Annotated in this window: 18 protein-coding genes and 1 pseudogene; 4 read left to right on the top strand and 15 right to left on the bottom strand. The window is 69.0% G+C overall.

The genetic code is table 11. The features are described 5' to 3' along the window. Window positions 1-253: 253 nt before the first annotated feature. Window positions 254-1435, bottom strand: a complete 1182-nt coding sequence (locus AB0J64_RS37960) for a cytochrome P450 (RefSeq protein ID WP_364038453.1) — start codon at window positions 1433-1435, stop codon at window positions 254-256. Between the two features lie 87 nt (window positions 1436-1522). Between AB0J64_RS37960 and AB0J64_RS37955 the strand changes: the two genes are divergently transcribed. Further along, window positions 1523-2134, top strand: coding sequence for a helix-turn-helix domain-containing protein (locus AB0J64_RS37955; protein WP_364038450.1), 612 nt, complete (start codon window positions 1523-1525; stop codon window positions 2132-2134). Here AB0J64_RS37955 and AB0J64_RS37950 read toward each other — a convergent pair. From AB0J64_RS37950 to AB0J64_RS37920, 7 genes are all read right to left on the bottom strand, one after another. After that, the gene (locus tag AB0J64_RS37950; RefSeq protein ID WP_364038447.1) at window positions 2119-2394 is read right to left on the bottom strand and encodes a hypothetical protein; all 276 of its coding nucleotides are present in this window, start codon (window positions 2392-2394) and stop codon (window positions 2119-2121) included. The two genes, AB0J64_RS37955 and AB0J64_RS37950, sit on opposite strands and share 16 nt — an antisense overlap. A gap of 110 nt (window positions 2395-2504) precedes the next feature. Further along, on the bottom strand, window positions 2505-3272 hold the full coding sequence (locus tag AB0J64_RS37945; RefSeq protein ID WP_364038444.1) for a methyltransferase domain-containing protein: 768 nt from the start codon (window positions 3270-3272) through the stop codon (window positions 2505-2507). Further along, complete coding sequence (locus tag AB0J64_RS37940; RefSeq protein ID WP_364038441.1) at window positions 3269-3625, bottom strand: metalloregulator ArsR/SmtB family transcription factor; 357 nt, start codon at window positions 3623-3625, stop codon at window positions 3269-3271. Before AB0J64_RS37940 ends, AB0J64_RS37945 begins: the two co-directional genes overlap by 4 nt. 61 nt (window positions 3626-3686) lie before the next feature. Further along, the gene (locus tag AB0J64_RS37935; protein ID WP_364038438.1) at window positions 3687-4226 is read right to left on the bottom strand and encodes an N-acetyltransferase family protein; all 540 of its coding nucleotides are present in this window, start codon (window positions 4224-4226) and stop codon (window positions 3687-3689) included. Further along, window positions 4223-4648, bottom strand: a complete 426-nt coding sequence (locus AB0J64_RS37930; protein ID WP_364038567.1) for an arsenate reductase ArsC — start codon at window positions 4646-4648, stop codon at window positions 4223-4225. Before AB0J64_RS37930 ends, AB0J64_RS37935 begins: the two co-directional genes overlap by 4 nt. Before the next feature lie 21 nt (window positions 4649-4669). Beyond that, window positions 4670-5407: an MIP/aquaporin family protein gene (locus AB0J64_RS37925; RefSeq protein ID WP_364038436.1), complete on the bottom strand. Its 738-nt coding sequence runs from the start codon at window positions 5405-5407 to the stop codon at window positions 4670-4672. Further along, on the bottom strand, window positions 5404-5787 hold the full coding sequence (locus AB0J64_RS37920; RefSeq protein WP_364038433.1) for a metalloregulator ArsR/SmtB family transcription factor: 384 nt from the start codon (window positions 5785-5787) through the stop codon (window positions 5404-5406). Before AB0J64_RS37920 ends, AB0J64_RS37925 begins: the two co-directional genes overlap by 4 nt. A gap of 85 nt (window positions 5788-5872) precedes the next feature. Between AB0J64_RS37920 and AB0J64_RS37915 the strand changes: the two genes are divergently transcribed. After that, window positions 5873-6346, top strand: a complete 474-nt coding sequence (locus AB0J64_RS37915) for an ArsI/CadI family heavy metal resistance metalloenzyme (protein WP_364038430.1) — start codon at window positions 5873-5875, stop codon at window positions 6344-6346. Between the two features lie 57 nt (window positions 6347-6403). Here AB0J64_RS37915 and AB0J64_RS37910 read toward each other — a convergent pair whose 3' ends face one another. The 5 genes from AB0J64_RS37910 to AB0J64_RS37890 all read right to left on the bottom strand — a co-directional run bounded on the left by AB0J64_RS37910 (window position 6404) and on the right by AB0J64_RS37890 (window position 10471). Beyond that, window positions 6404-6781, bottom strand: coding sequence for a cytochrome c biogenesis protein ResB (locus tag AB0J64_RS37910; protein ID WP_364038427.1), 378 nt, complete (start codon window positions 6779-6781; stop codon window positions 6404-6406). A gap of 348 nt (window positions 6782-7129) precedes the next feature. Beyond that, a complete protein-coding gene (locus tag AB0J64_RS37905) occupies window positions 7130-8299 on the bottom strand; it encodes an aminotransferase class V-fold PLP-dependent enzyme (RefSeq protein ID WP_364038424.1) in 1170 nt (389 codons plus the stop codon). Then, window positions 8296-9036: an amino acid ABC transporter ATP-binding protein gene (locus AB0J64_RS37900; protein WP_364038421.1), complete on the bottom strand. Its 741-nt coding sequence runs from the start codon at window positions 9034-9036 to the stop codon at window positions 8296-8298. The genes AB0J64_RS37905 and AB0J64_RS37900 overlap by 4 nt, the downstream gene beginning before the upstream one ends. Then, window positions 9033-9680: an amino acid ABC transporter permease gene (locus AB0J64_RS37895; RefSeq protein ID WP_364038418.1), complete on the bottom strand. Its 648-nt coding sequence runs from the start codon at window positions 9678-9680 to the stop codon at window positions 9033-9035. Before AB0J64_RS37895 ends, AB0J64_RS37900 begins: the two co-directional genes overlap by 4 nt. Then, window positions 9680-10471, bottom strand: coding sequence for a transporter substrate-binding domain-containing protein (locus tag AB0J64_RS37890; RefSeq protein ID WP_364038415.1), 792 nt, complete (start codon window positions 10469-10471; stop codon window positions 9680-9682). The genes AB0J64_RS37895 and AB0J64_RS37890 overlap by 1 nt, the downstream gene beginning before the upstream one ends. A gap of 445 nt (window positions 10472-10916) precedes the next feature. On the opposite strand from AB0J64_RS37890, the gene AB0J64_RS37885 reads away from it, so the two are divergent. Both AB0J64_RS37885 and AB0J64_RS37880 read left to right on the top strand, forming a co-directional pair. Next, window positions 10917-11288, top strand: a complete 372-nt coding sequence (locus tag AB0J64_RS37885; protein ID WP_364038412.1) for a hypothetical protein — start codon at window positions 10917-10919, stop codon at window positions 11286-11288. Between the two features lie 92 nt (window positions 11289-11380). Further along, window positions 11381-12925, top strand: a complete 1545-nt coding sequence (locus AB0J64_RS37880; protein ID WP_364038409.1) for a multicopper oxidase family protein — start codon at window positions 11381-11383, stop codon at window positions 12923-12925. A gap of 137 nt (window positions 12926-13062) precedes the next feature. On the opposite strand, the gene AB0J64_RS37875 is transcribed toward AB0J64_RS37880, so the two are convergent. Together AB0J64_RS37875 and AB0J64_RS37870 are read right to left on the bottom strand one after the other, a co-directional pair. Next, a complete protein-coding gene (locus AB0J64_RS37875) occupies window positions 13063-13404 on the bottom strand; it encodes a hypothetical protein (RefSeq protein WP_364038573.1) in 342 nt (113 codons plus the stop codon). 154 nt (window positions 13405-13558) lie between these two features. Continuing rightward, window positions 13559-13798 (bottom strand): annotated as a pseudogene (locus AB0J64_RS37870) (alpha/beta fold hydrolase); the annotation flags it as partial. Between the last annotated feature and the right edge of the window lie 99 nt (window positions 13799-13897).

Below are 13897 nucleotides of genomic sequence, written 5' to 3'. Positions count from 1 at the left end.
AGGATCCGGCGAGCCGCCCGAACTGGGAGGGCGAGAACATGTGCATCGCCTCGTCGGTCGGGTGAATGCGGGCGAAACGGCTCTCGGCCTCACCCAACGCCGGCGCCGACCTCCAGCACCTGCCCGCCCAGGCCCGCCGGCAGCGCCTGGCGCCGCTCGGCCATGCCGCCGTTGTCCATGGCACGGGCCATCATCGGCTACATCCGGCCGAAAAGCGGCCGTCGCCTGCTCGTCGTCGCCGTGCTCATGCGGGTCACCAGGTCACCGGCAGCGCGGTCAGCCCGCCAGTCAGCACGTACGGGTTGAAGGTCAGATCCTCCACCGCGCAGCCGAGCTCGAGGGTGGGGAAGCGAGCGACGAGCTGGGAGAAAGCGACCTGGAGCTCGATCCGGGCCAGTGGCGCGCCGATGCAGTAGTGGGCGCCGTGGCCGAAGGTCAGATGCGGTGCGGCGGGCCGGGCGAGGTCGAAACGGTCGGGGTCGGCGAACACGTGCGCGTCGTGGTTGGCCGCGCCGGTGTCCAGGAGCACCAGGTCCCCTGCCCGTACGGGCACGCCGGCGATCTCCAGGTCGATGCGGGCGTAACGGGGAATGCCGCCGCCACCCAGGCCGGGCGCGCGCAGGATCTCCTCCACGGCGGCGTCGATCCGTGACAGGTCGTCGACCAGCGCCTGCCACTGTCCGGCGGCGGTCAGCAGCCACAGCACACCCTTGCCGATCACGGTGACCGTGGTCTCGTGCCCGGCGAACAGCAGAGTCATGCCCAGCGCGGCGGCCTCGTCATCGCTGACGCCGTCGGTGGCGGCCAGCCGGGAGATCACATCGGCGTCCGCGTCGCCGTCGGCGCGGTTGCGGGCCACCAGCTGTTGACCGTAGTTGAACAGTTGAGCCAGCCCCTGCTCGGAGCGGCCCCGGTCAGTGATGTCGGCGGCAGCCTGCGTCCAGGCGCGAAACCGTGCCCGGTCGGCGAACGGGATGCCGAGCAGCTCGCAGATGACCGCGATCGGCAGCGGCAGGGCGAGCGCGGCGTGCAGGTCGGCGGGCGGACCGGCGGCGGCCATCTCGTCCAGCAGATTCGCCGTGAGCGTCTCGACACGACCGCGCAGCGCGCGCATCCGCTTGGGCGAGAAGTGCGGCTGCAGCAGCGAGCGCATCCGGCGGTGGTCGCCCTGCTCGGTGTCGAAGTCGCCCAGCGGACCACCGAACAGTGCCGACTCCCCGGTACGGGAGGCGCGTTGAGGCTCGCGATGGGCACGGCCGAGCCGGTCGTCATCCAGCAGAGCGCGTACCTCCTCATAGCCGGTCACCAGCCAGGCCGGGTCGCCGACGGCGGTGCGGATGGCGTGGATCGGGCCTTGGGCCTGCAGGCGGCGCAGCAGCGGCGCCGGCTGCATCGGGCCGGGCTGGTGGAACGGCAGCCGGACGGGTTCGGACACGACGCCTCCATGAAGTAGACGCGACTTTGTATACTTGGACGTCTAAAAAGCTACATGTACACTTTAGCTTCTACAAGTGGAGGTGGGATGAGCAATCCCGAAGCAGACGGCACCGGCTCCGACGCCGCCCCGGCCCCGCCGGTGCGGCGGCTGCGGCGCGCCGAGCGGCGCGAGCAGATCCTGGACGCCGCCACCCGCGCCTTCGCCCGCGCCGGCTACACCGCCACCGGCCTCGACGACATCGCCGCCGAGGCCGAGCTGACCCGGGCGATGCTGTATCGGCACTTCGACTCCAAGGCCGACCTGTACCGCGCGGTGCTCGACCGGGCTTGCCTGCGACTGAGCGAGGCGACCGGTGCCGACGACTTCGACGACAACGCCATCCCCGCCCTGGTGCGCGCCGCGGCCGCCGACCCCGACGGGTTCAGGCTGCTGTTCCGCTACGCCGCCCGCGAGCCCGACTTCCGCGACCTGATCGACTCCATCACCGCCGAATCCCGCGAGGTCGCCCGCCGCAACCTGGCCAGGCGCATCCCCGAAGGCCCGTGGCTGGACTGGGCCGCCAACCTGATCCCCACCTTCACCTTGGAGGCCGTCATCGCCTGGCTGGACGCCGGCCAGCCCGATCCCGACCAGGCGGCCGCGCGCATCAGCCAGGCCGTGCACGGGGTCATGGCCGCCGCTCAAAGCGCACGATGAACACGGGAAGCGTCGGCCAGCCCTGATGATGAGTCGGCGATGGCCGTGACGCGTTCGCGGGCGGTGACAGTGAGGGCGACGTCGGTGAGCACGTAGGCGGCCAGGCCTTCGGCCACCGCCACCAGGGCGAGTGCCGCCTCATGCGGGTCGAGGGTGGTGGGGATGTATCCAGCGGTCGCGGTCTGTTCGGAGTTCCGGCCCTTGGTGGCACGGTGGTGCGAGTACGAGATTTGCCTGGCCCAAGAACTCCTGACGGTCATCCGAAGCATCAACCCACCGGAGAAGGAACGCCTCGGCGTCCTGGCCATCGGTGTGGAGAAGTCGATTGCCGGCGGAAAGGCAGCCGCGGCGTCGGGGTGAGCAGGCCGTTTCAGGTACCGGTCGGCAACGAGGCTGCTGAAGCCGCCGACTTGGTCGCCTGGACGATGGCTGAGTGCAGGCCGTCGTCGGCGTCGCCGGTGAGCGTGATCTGGACGGCGGTGAAGCCGAGGAGCTGCAGCAGGCGCTGGTACTCGCGAGCGGTCAGTGTGCCATTGGCGCAGCCGACCCGCTGCTCGGCGGCGGCACGCACAGCGGGGTCGAGACCGTCGTCCGCGATGACGTCGCTGATGCCGAGCCGTCCGCCGGGTGCCAGGACGCGGTAGGTCTCGGCCAGGACGCGAGGCTTGTCAAGGGAGAGGTTGATGACGCAGTTGGAGATGACGACGTCAACGGATCCGGCGGGCAGTGGGATGTCCTCGATGTGGCCGTACAGGAACTCGACGTTGTCCGCGCCTGCCTGCGCGGCGTTGGCGCGGGCCAGGGCGAGCATGTCGGGGCTGGCGTCCAGGCCGTAGGCGCGGCCGGTGGGGCCGACGCGACGTGCCGACAGCAGCACGTCCAGGCCGCCGCCGGAGCCGAGGTCGAGGACCGCCTCACCGGGGCGCAGGTCGGCGACGGCGAGCGGGTTGCCGCAGCCCAGGCTGGCGCGCAAGGCCGCCTCCGGCACGTCGGTTTCGCTGTAGGCGGCGGAGCCGAAGCAACCGTCGGTGGAGGTGTCGGCCCCGCGGTCCACCGGCGTTCCGCCGGTCGCGGCCAGCTGGGCCAGGCCTGAGTAGCGCTGGATGGTGGCCTCGCGACGGTCGTCGGGCTCGGTCATCGGCCTGCTCCTGACGTGGTGGTACAGGTGGGCGGGGTGGGGGCGGGGCGGCCCATGACGAGATCGGCGGCGCTGGGGAAGCACTCCACGCACGCGGTGTTGATCCGGTAGAAGGCGGCGGTGCCGACGCGGTCGACCAGCACGAACCCCACTTCGGAAAGGATCTTCAGGTGGGCCGAGACGGTGGACTGGCCGACCTCGACGGCCTCCACGATCTCGCCCACGTTCATCGGCGCGCCGCGGCGGGCCAGCAGGGAGACGATCTGCACCCGGGTGGCGTCGGCCAGGGCCTTGAACCAGGAGGCGTACGTGACGGCGGTGGACCGGTCGAGCGGCCCTTTCTCTCCATTCATCGTTAATCGACGATAGACGATGAAAGACGGCGCGGGAAGGGCCGCGCCGTGCGGAGCGGGTTCAGATGATGATGGGGCTGCGGCGCTCGATCAGCACCACGTCCCGCCACACGCCGTGGTGGCGGCCGATACGTTCCCGGGTGCCGATCATCCGGAATCCGGCGCGGGCGTGCAGGGCCAGGCTGGCGGTGTTCTCGGGGAAGATGCCGGACTGGATGGTCCAGATGCCTGCGGCCTCGGTGGAGGCGATCAATGCCCACAGCAGCGCCAGGCCGACGCCACGGCGGCGGGCGCCAGGGTGCACGTAGACCGAATGCTCAACCACCCCGGCGTACGCGCTGCGCGCTGAGACGGCCGATGCGGCGATCCAGCCGAGCACCTGGCCAGGTGCGCCGTTGAGCGCGCCGATGGCAACGTGGCGGTGGCCGGTCAGCTTGGATGCGTCGAACTGGGGCCAAGTGGGAGCGATGGTCTCGAAGGTGGCCTGGCCTTCATCGATGCCGAGCTGGTAGATGGCCAGCACTTGGTCGGCGTGCTCGGCTGTCATGGGCTCGATCAGCGGCCCACGGGCGGGTGCGTCCGAGCTCGCGATGACGCTCACGTCCTCGCCTCGTCCGTGGAGGTGGCAGTGAGGTCGGCGATCAGCGCGCGTACCCGTGTCTCGATGGCATCGCGGATGGGCCGAACGGCCTCGACGCCCTGCCCGGCCGGGTCGTCCAGCACCCAGTCCTCGTACCGTTTGCCGGGAAAGATGGGGCAGGCATCGCCGCAGCCCATGGTGATGACGACGTCGCTGGCCTGGACGGCATCGATCGTGAGCACCTTGGGGATCTCGGCGGAGATGTCGATGCCGATCTCTGCCATCGCCTCCACCACGGCCGGGTTCACCTCATCGGCGGGCGCGGAGCCGGCCGAGCGCACGCGTACCCGATCGCCGGCCAGGTGGGTGAGGAAGGCGGCGGCCATCTGAGAGCGGCCCGCGTTGTGCACGCACACGAACAACACCTGCGGCGGCACATCCATCTGATCGGACACAGGTTTCTCCTATCGAGGCTGACCGGCGGCGGCATGGTCAGTGGAGCCAGGGCGGGGCTCCGCACCGGGCTGCGGGTTGTCCGGGTAGAGCACGACCAGCAGCAGGCCGCCGAGCGCGGCACCGGCCAGCTGGGCGGCGATGAAACCGGGCGCCGAAGCGGGGGCGATCCCGGCGAAGGTGTCGGTGAAGGCCCGCCCCAGGGTGACGGCAGGGTTGGCGAAGCTCGTACTGCTGGTGAACCAGTAGGCGGCGCCGATGTAGCCACCGACGGCGACCGGGGCGAGCGCGGCGCGGCCCTGTCGGGCCAATGCGAAGATGACCACGATGAGCCCCGCAGTGGCCACCACCTCACCCAGCAGCAGGTGCGGTCCCGACCGGTCATGGGCCGAAACCTGAACAGCCGGGAGCGCGAACATGGCGTTCGCCAGCACGGCCCCCGCGATGGCTCCGGCGACCTGGGCGGGCACGTAGGCCGCCACCTCCCGTCCGCGCACCGCCGGGGCAGCGTCACGTCGGGTGAGTATCCAGGCCGCCACGGAGACGACCGGATTGAAGTGCGCGCCGGACACGGGTCCAAGGATCACGATGAGCACCGCCAGGCCCGCGGCCGTGGCCAGGCTGTTGGCCAGCAGCTGTACGCCGACGTCACGCGAAAGATCGGTTGCCATGATGCCGGAGCCGACCACCACAGCCACCAGAGCGGCGGTGCCGGCGAACTCGGCCAGCACTCGGCGTGCCAGGTTCACCGCACGTCCACGACAAGCGTCTCGGGCAGGGCCAGTACGCCCGTCAGGCGCTGCAGCGTGGCCGGGATGATCCAGTAGTAGACCCAGGTGCCGCGCCGCTGACTGTCGATCAGACCGGCCTCGCGCAGCACTTTGAGGTGGTGCGAGATCGTCGGCGCGGTCACCGCGAACGCGCCGGTCAACTCGCACACGCACACCCCGTCGCCGACCTGACGGCCACTCTCGTGCGCGCCGATCAGGGAGAGCAGCCGCAACCGGATCGGGTCGCCGAGCGCCTTGAACACGCGGGCCATCTCGGCGGCCTCGTCCTCAGCGATCGGCTCGGCGATCAGCGGGGTGCAGCATCCGGAGGCGAGCACCGGCAGCTCCTGCTTCGACATATCTCTAATTTGACAGGTTCCTAAGCAGCGGCGCAAACTCGGCACTACTTAGATATCCGTCGAAACAACGCGATGGGAGATCGTCATGTCTCGCGTCCAGCTCGCCCTGCGTGTCGCCGACCTGGAGAGCTCGATCACCTTCTACTCCAAGCTGTTCGGCACCGAACCGGCCAAGCGCCGCCCCGGCTACGCCAACTTCGCCATCGCCGAACCCCCGCTCAAGCTGGTGCTCATCGAGGGCAAGGAGGGCGAGCCGACCCGTATGGACCACCTCGGTGTCGAGGTCGAGGAGACCGCCCAGGTGATTGCCGCCACCCAGCGGCTCAAGGACGCCGGTCTGGCCACTTTCGAGGAGAACGACACCTCCTGCTGCTACGCCCTCCAGGACAAGGTCTGGGTGCACGGCCCCGGTGCCGAGCCGTGGGAGGTGTACGTGGTCAAGGCCGAGGCCGACATCCTGACAAAGCAGACCGACTCGGCCTGCTGCATGCCGGCCGACCAGGAGAACATGGCCGGCCCGGATGCCGGGCAGAGCCAGGCTTCCGCAGGCTGCTGCTGAGGCTCGCTGACAGCAGGGGCGGCAGATGCGCGGCGCACGCGCGTCTGCCGCGGCGGATCAGATGCAGCACAAAGCGGAGATCTCGGCGTGGTGCGGCAGCCCGGCCAGATGCCGAGGCGGCGCGGGCGGCCGGCGCCGCAGCTCGCGCAGGTGCGCCCAGGTGCGGGGAATCACGCATCCGATCAAGGACGTGAACAGCAGCAGATAAACGGCGGCGAGCCAGGGCGCCCGGAAGACGCCGTACAGCCACAGACGGTCCAGCCAGGTCGCCAGTTGCGGGTTGTCGGCGTAGTGCTGGGCCGCCATCGCATCGGAGACCCCGTGCTGCGGGACCAGAGACCCGGGCAGCGAGGCGAGTGCGAGCAGCAACAGCAGCACCAGCGCGGTCCGCATCGAGGTGAGGGTGCGCCAGGCCCAGCGCAGGCTGGCGCCCATCGCGCACCTTGGTGATCGCCTGCTGCAGGTCGTTGTACTTGACCGCCTTGTCGTCCTTGATGTTCACGCCGATGAGCGCCGGCGCCATGGGATTGCCCACGCCACTCTGCAGGTCGAACCCTCCGACCAGGCCGGCTGCGCCGAACTAGGCTGGTGACCTCGAGCGCTGATGTCAAGCGGACTTCCTGAGCTTCCTCTCCGTACGCTGATCAGGGTCGTCTCTACGAAGATCTGTGCGGCCGAGGCCGGCTTCCAGTCACCCCCAGGCCGGCCGGTGGCGAGTCACCACGCCGTGACGCATGTCGCGCACAAACTGTCACAGACTCGCAATCCTTCTATGGATAGCGCTCACCATTGGTGCAAGGCTGCACAGACCTGGGCGATTTCCTCCTCCGTGTTGTAGTAGTGCACAGAGGCGCGTACCAGCTCTCCCAGGCCGCGGTCCGTCATGTCGAGCCGCGTCGACGGCGTGCGCGAAACGCTGACGTTGATCGACTGAGCGGCCAGTCGCGCCTGGACCTCGTCCGCGGGCGTGCCGTCCAGGGTGAAGGTGACGATGCCGCACCGCTCGGCTCCTTGGTCGCGCACCTGGCAGCCGGGGAGTTCCGTCAGCCGCTCCCGCAGGTGGTCCGCCAGCGCGTAGACCCGATCCCGGATGTTCTCGAGCCCCCAGCCGAGCGCCTCGTCGATGGCCGCGCCGAGGCCGAGTCGTGCGGCGACACCGTACTCCCAGTTCTCGAAGCGCCGCGCGCCCGGCTGCACCTCGAAGCGCGAAGGCGCCACCCAGCGGGCGCCGTGCAGGTCCAGGAAGGGCGGGTCGAGCCGGTCGAGCGCCGTCTGGCGCACGTAGAGCAGGCCTGTGCCGCGTGGGGCACGCAGGTACTTGCGGCCGGTGGTTGACAGCAGGTCGCAGCCGATCAGCTCGACGTCGATCGGGAGCTGGCCGACCGACTGGCAGGCGTCCAGCAGGAACAGCGCGCCGGCCTCCGCGGCCACTTTGCCCACCTCGGCCGCCGGGTTGACCAGGCCGCCGTTGGTCGGGATGTGCGTGAGCGAGATCAGTCGTACGCGTTCATCGGCCATCCGGCGCAGCGCGTCGACGGAGATCTGGCCGAGCCCGTCGTTGGGCACCACGTCCACCTGTACCCCGAAGCGCTCGGCGACCTGGAGGTAGGCGATGAAGTTGCTGGCGTACTCCGCCTTGCTGGTGAGGATGCGGTCGCCGGCCTGCCACGGCACCGCGTAGAAGGCCAGGTCCCACGCGCGGGTCGCGCTGTCGACGAGGGCGACTTCGTCCGGGGCGCAGTTCAGCAGGCGGGCCGCCGAGGCGTAGACCTCGGCGAGCCGATCGGCGGCCTTCGCTGCCGCCTCGTATCCGCCTATTTCCGCTTCCAGCCGCAAGTGGTCGATCACGGTGGACAGCACACCGCTCGACGGCAACGCGGACCCCGCGTTGTTGAAATGAGCGACCTTTCCGGCACCGGGCGTCAGGGCCCGGGCCGCCGCGACATCGATCATGATGCCACCAGCCGCAGGAAGGCCCGGACCCGCGGATGATCGGGCGTGGTGAAGAACCGCGATGGCGGCCCTTCCTCGATCACCGTGCCACCGTCCATGAACACGACCCGGTCGGCCACCTCCCGAGCGAACGCGGTCTCGTGCGTCACCACCACCATCGTCATCCCTTCTCGCGCGAGCTCGCGCATCACCTGGAGCACCTCCGCGTGCAACTCGGGGTCGAGCGCCGAGGTCGGCTCGTCGAACAGGATCACCTCGGGCTCCATGGCCAGCGCCCGGGCGATCGCGACCCGCTGCTTCTGCCCGCCCGACAGCTTCGCCGGATAGCAGTCGCACTTGTCCGCCAGCCCTACCCGGGCCAGCAGTTCCCGCCCTCGGGCTGCCGCCTGGGCGCGCGGGACCCGACGTACGGAAACCGGACCTTCCATGACGTTCTGCAGGGCAGTCAGGTGCGGGAACAGGTTGAACTGCTGGAAGACCATGGCAGTACGGCGACGCAGCTGCCGAACCTGCCCGGCCGGGTGGCGCCCGCCGCAGGCCAGCTCGGTGCCGCAGACGCTGACCGTGCCGGCCTCCGGCTCCTCGAGCAGGTTCAGGCAGCGGATCAGCGTGGTCTTGCCGGAGCCGGACGGACCCATGACCACGACCACCTCGCCCCGCTCCACGTCGAGGTCGACGCCCTTGAGCACCTCCAGGTCCCCGAAGCGCTTCCGCAAGCCGCGAACGCTGACGATCATGCGTACGCCCTCCTCATCCGCCGTTCCAGCGCCTGCTGGCCGACCTGCAGCAGCGTGTTGACCAGCCAGTACAGGAACCCGACCAGCAGCAGTGCCTCCATGTAGCGGAAGGTCGAGGTGCCGATGCCCTCGGCCACCCGGGTCAGTTCGACGACGGTGACCGCCGAGGCGAGCGAGGTGTCCTTCATCAGCGCGACGAACCTGCTCCCCACGGCGGGGGTCGCGATCCTGATCGCCTGCGGGAAGATGATCCGGCGCAGGGTCTTCCCGTACGGCATGGCCATCGAGGCCGCTGCCTCCCACTGGCCGCGGTCCACGCCGAGCACCCCGGCACGGAAGTTCTCGCTCAGGTACGCGGCGCTGAACAGGGTGAAGGCGATGATCGCGGAGGGAATGGGCGGGATCTCGAGGCCGAGCTGCGGCAGCCCGAAGTAGATGATCATGATCTGGATGAGCAGTGGCGTTCCCCGGAACACCGACACGTAGGCGGCGGCCAGTGCCCGCAGCGCGCGGCTGGACGAGATGCGGGCGAGCGTCACCAGGGCGCCCACCACGCTCCCGAGGATGAACGAGACCACGCCCAGCACGATCGTGACGCCGAGACCGGTGAGCAGGTCGGGCAGGAAGTCGATCAGGAGGTCCATCAGACCCCCTTGAGCTGTTCGGCCATGTCGAGGCCGCCGAGCCACTTCTTCGAGATCGCGCTCAGCGTCCCGTCGGAGATCATGTCGCCCAGGGCCTTGTCCACGGCCTGCTTGAAGGTGGCCGAGCCCTTGGCGAAGGAGATGCCGTTGACTTCGGACTCCAGCAGCGGACCCGCCGGCTTCACCGTGAGGGCGTTCTTCTGAGCCAGGAAGGCGCCCTGGAAGCGGGAGACCAGCGCGGCGTCTGCCCTGCTCCTGGCCACCTCGGTCAGGCCCAGCGTGGCGTTGTCGTAGGTCTTGATGTCGGCGCCCGGGATCGACTTCTTGGCGAACGCGGCCTGGGTCGTGCCCGCGGTGACCGCCACCTTCTTGCCGTTCAGGTCGGCCAGACCGCCGATGCCCGACCCGGCCGCAACGAAGATCGAAATGCCGTTGACCTCGTAGGGGCGGGAGAAGTCGACCTGCTTCTTCCGCTCCTCGGTGATGGTCTGGCCCGAGATCACCGCGTCGAACCTCCCCGCCTGGACCCCGGCGATGAAGCTCTGGAAGTTCGAAGGGACGAATTCGACCTTGGCGATCCCGAGCCGTTTGGCCAGTTCGTTGGCCACGTCCACGTCATAGCCGACGGGCTTGCCGTTCTCCAGGAAGTTCCAGGGCGGGTTGGCCTGGGTCTGCGCCACCCGGATGACGCCTGCGGTCTTGACTCGTTGGAGGAGATCACTCTGGGCTTGGCCGGACCCGCATCCGGCGACAGCGGCGATCAGGACGATAGGGAGTGAGGAGCGGATCATGGCGTAGACCCTTCATACCTCTGGGGGGTACAGCCGTCCCGTCTACGGTCCCTCCAGCCGCTGCATTCCGTCAAGTACCCCTTAGGGGTAACTTTCGGACAAACCGAAGTGTGCCATTTGTGCCGCATCCGAAAAGGACCGACCGAGCCCGCGCAGGATAGTCGGGAAACTACGAGCGACCGTAGTATCCTTCGACCCGCCGAACTTGATCATCCGCTTCCAGGCTCGGATGGGCCTACTCGATGCCAGACCTCTCCGGCGGGGCCGCCGCCCCGGCCTCGCCTGGTGATGCCTAGCGTCTACTGGAAGATCGGCAAGCTGGATCAACGCTACGGAACGCAAGCCGTGGTCGGCGAGCTGTGATACTGCCGCCTCTTCGACACTACGATGGGTCATAGTGAACGTGGCGTATGCTCTGGGCGTGAGGCCGAGAAGAGACAGGCGGGTGGCGGACCTGCTGCCAACGCTGCTGCTCGCCGTACTCCTCGCACTGGGCCTCGCCGCTATGCACACTCTTGGCCACCTCGACGGCCACGATGCGCCCATGCCTGTGGCCGCCGGCACGATCCATGCCGAGGGCGGCCACTCTGCATCCCACCAGGGTGGTGAAGCGCCGAGCGAAAACCACGACATCGCCTCTGTCTGCCTGGCCATCCTGGCGACGCTGATCCTGCTCGCGCTGCCGTTGCTGCATCTGGCGAGCCTGTTCGACGCTCAGTCCAGGCATCGTTCACGCCTGCGCCGGCTCGTCGCCGGATCGCTTCGCGGGCCGCCTGCCGCGCTCCTCCTGACGCGAACGGTCGTACTGCGGACCTAGACACCGGATGCGGACCTCTGGGTCCTGCGCGCCCCAGTCTTGGGTCCGCCCGCTGTCCAACCGTGAGTACGACCTTCAGCGAGGCAACAACCATGCAGATCGATCGACGCACCCTGCTCCGGGCCGGACTCGGCGTCCTGGGCGGGGCCACTCTCACCGCTTGCGCCGACAAGTCCCCCGCCGTTCCTGCGTTCATCACGCCGACCAGCGAGCAGGTGCGGGCCGCGGAACGGGCTCGCCGCACAGGGGCGGTCCGCGACTTCCGTCTGACCGCCACGGAGAGCCGGGTGGACCTCGGCGGCATATCCGTACGCACTTGGGCATATGACGGCAGGATCCCCGGTGCCCCGATCCGGGTGCGGGCCGGCGAGGTGATCCGCGCCCGCCTGACCAACCAGCTGCCCCGGGACACCAGCATCCACTGGCACGGCCTGGCACTGCGCAACAATGCCGACGGCGTGCCTGGGGTGACACAGGAGCCCGTCGCCGCAGGGGCCGAGTTCGTCTACGAATTCACCGCGCCCGATCCTGGCACCTACTGGTTCCACCCCCACTCCGGGACACAGTTGGACCGTGGCCTGTACGCACCGCTGATCGTGGAGGACCCCCGGGAGCCGCTGGGTTACGACGCCGAGTGGATCGTGGTGCTCGACGACTGGCTGGACGGGGTCACCGGCACGCCCGACGAGGTGCTGGCAGAGCTGTCCCGCGGTATGAGCATGGGCATGGATCACGGCGCCGGTACGGCCACCACCATGCCGGGTATGGACCACGGCGCCACGCCTGCCCCCTCCAACGGCCCGCCAAAGCACATGCTCATGGGCGCCACCAGTCTGCTGCTAGGCGGTGACGCGGGTGATGTGCATTATCCGCACTTCCTGCTCAACGGGCGCATCGCCGCCACCCCCGAGACCTTCCGCGCCAAGCCGGGTACGCGGCTGCGCATCCGGATCATCAACGCGGGCGGCGACACCGCCTTCCGCGTGGCCCTGGCCGGGCACCGGATGATCGTGACTCATACCGACGGCTTTCCCGTGCAGCACGCCGAGACCGACGCGCTGCTGATCGGCATGGGGGAACGCTACGACGTGCTGGTCACCCTCAAAGACGGCGTCTTCCCGCTCGTTGCGCTGGCCGAAGCTAAGAATGCTCTGGCCCGTGGCCTGATCCGTACCAGTGGCGGCGCGTCGGCGCCCAAGGCGGGCCTGCGCCCTCGCGAGTTGGACGGCGACGTCGTCCGCTACGCCAAGCTCCGCCCCGCCGACCAGGTACGGCTGGCACCCAAGAAGCCGGACCGCACCATAAGGCTGGAACTCACCGGCAGCATGATGGCCTACGACTGGGCGATCAACGGCAAGAAATACGACCCCAAAACGATCTACCCGGTGCGGTCAGGCGAACGCGTCAGGCTGTCGTTCGTCAACCGGACCACGATGTGGCACCCCATGCACCTGCACGGCCACACGTTCGCCCTGGCGGATGGTGGCATCCGCAAGGACACCGCCATCGTCCTGCCGAACGGCAGCCTGGATGTGGAGTTCGACGCGGACAATCCGGGGCTCTGGATGATCCACTGTCACAACATCTACCACGCCGAATCCGGCATGATGACCCTCCTCGGCTACCAGTACACCTGACGCGCATGGTCGCGATCGCGCCGCCCTGGCGCCGTTGTGGTGGGAGTCCATCATCTGGACGAAATCTGTTCATGGCGAAAATCGTGCAGGGGTACGTTGCTCGGACGAGCCGGGGATCCTCTGAGCCGTCTCTCGGCTTAGGGTGCGACGTGGGCGAGGGTGCCCATGAGCTCTGCGGCGAACGCGGGGGCGTCGGTGATGAAGCCGATGTGCCCGCCGGGTAGCTCGACCACGTCCCTGACCAGGCGCCTGCCCAGCTCCATGGTCGCCTCGTAGCACGGGCGCCCCTGGGATCGGCGGCCGGCCGCGGGGATGACGCGGTCGGCGTGCGGGGCGAGTGCGGCGAGATCCAGGGCGGCGGGCGGGTACTGGCGTAGCTCGTGCTCGAACCAGTAGGCGGCATTGGCGTCGTTCCTGGGGGCGCGGGCCATGTGCTGGTGATCCGATGGCGCGAACGTCCGCTCTCGGAACGTCTTCATCGCCGGCTCGATCCCTTCCCGTAGGTATAGGGTCGTAGACCTCGGAGAAGAAGTCCGTCCACGTGTCGCCGTCGGGGAGCAGCCGCAGCGCGGGCGGCTCGTACGGGATGAGCGCGCGCACGACGGACGGGTGGCGGGCGAGGAGTTCCAGAGCGACGGTGGCCCCGGAGCTGGCGCCGAAGACGGTCGCCGGTCCGGCGTCCAGGTGCTCGATCAGGTGCCGTACGTCGTCGGCGTCGGTTTCCAAGCGGCGGTCGTAGTCCTGCGGGCCGTCGAGGTGGCTGCGAGAGAAGCCGCGGCGGTCGTAGACGGCGATGGTGTGCTGCGCGGTCAGGTGCGGGATGACCGCTCGGTAGACGTCGGCCACGCCGGGCGCTCCAGTGATCAGGACCATCAGAGGGCCGCTGCCGTGGATCTCGTAGTAGAGGTGGGCGCCCGGGACTTCAAGAGTGCTCATGCGGTGTGGACTCCTCGTCAAGACTCTATGATTTTG

Origin of the sequence: Nonomuraea sp. NPDC049695 (genome assembly GCF_040674955.1) — a bacterium.
In the GTDB taxonomy this organism is placed as follows: domain Bacteria; phylum Actinomycetota; class Actinomycetes; order Streptosporangiales; family Streptosporangiaceae; genus Nonomuraea; species Nonomuraea helvata.
The sequence above is the reverse complement of the archived record's forward strand: the minus strand, read 5'-3'. Positions and strand labels throughout refer to the sequence as shown.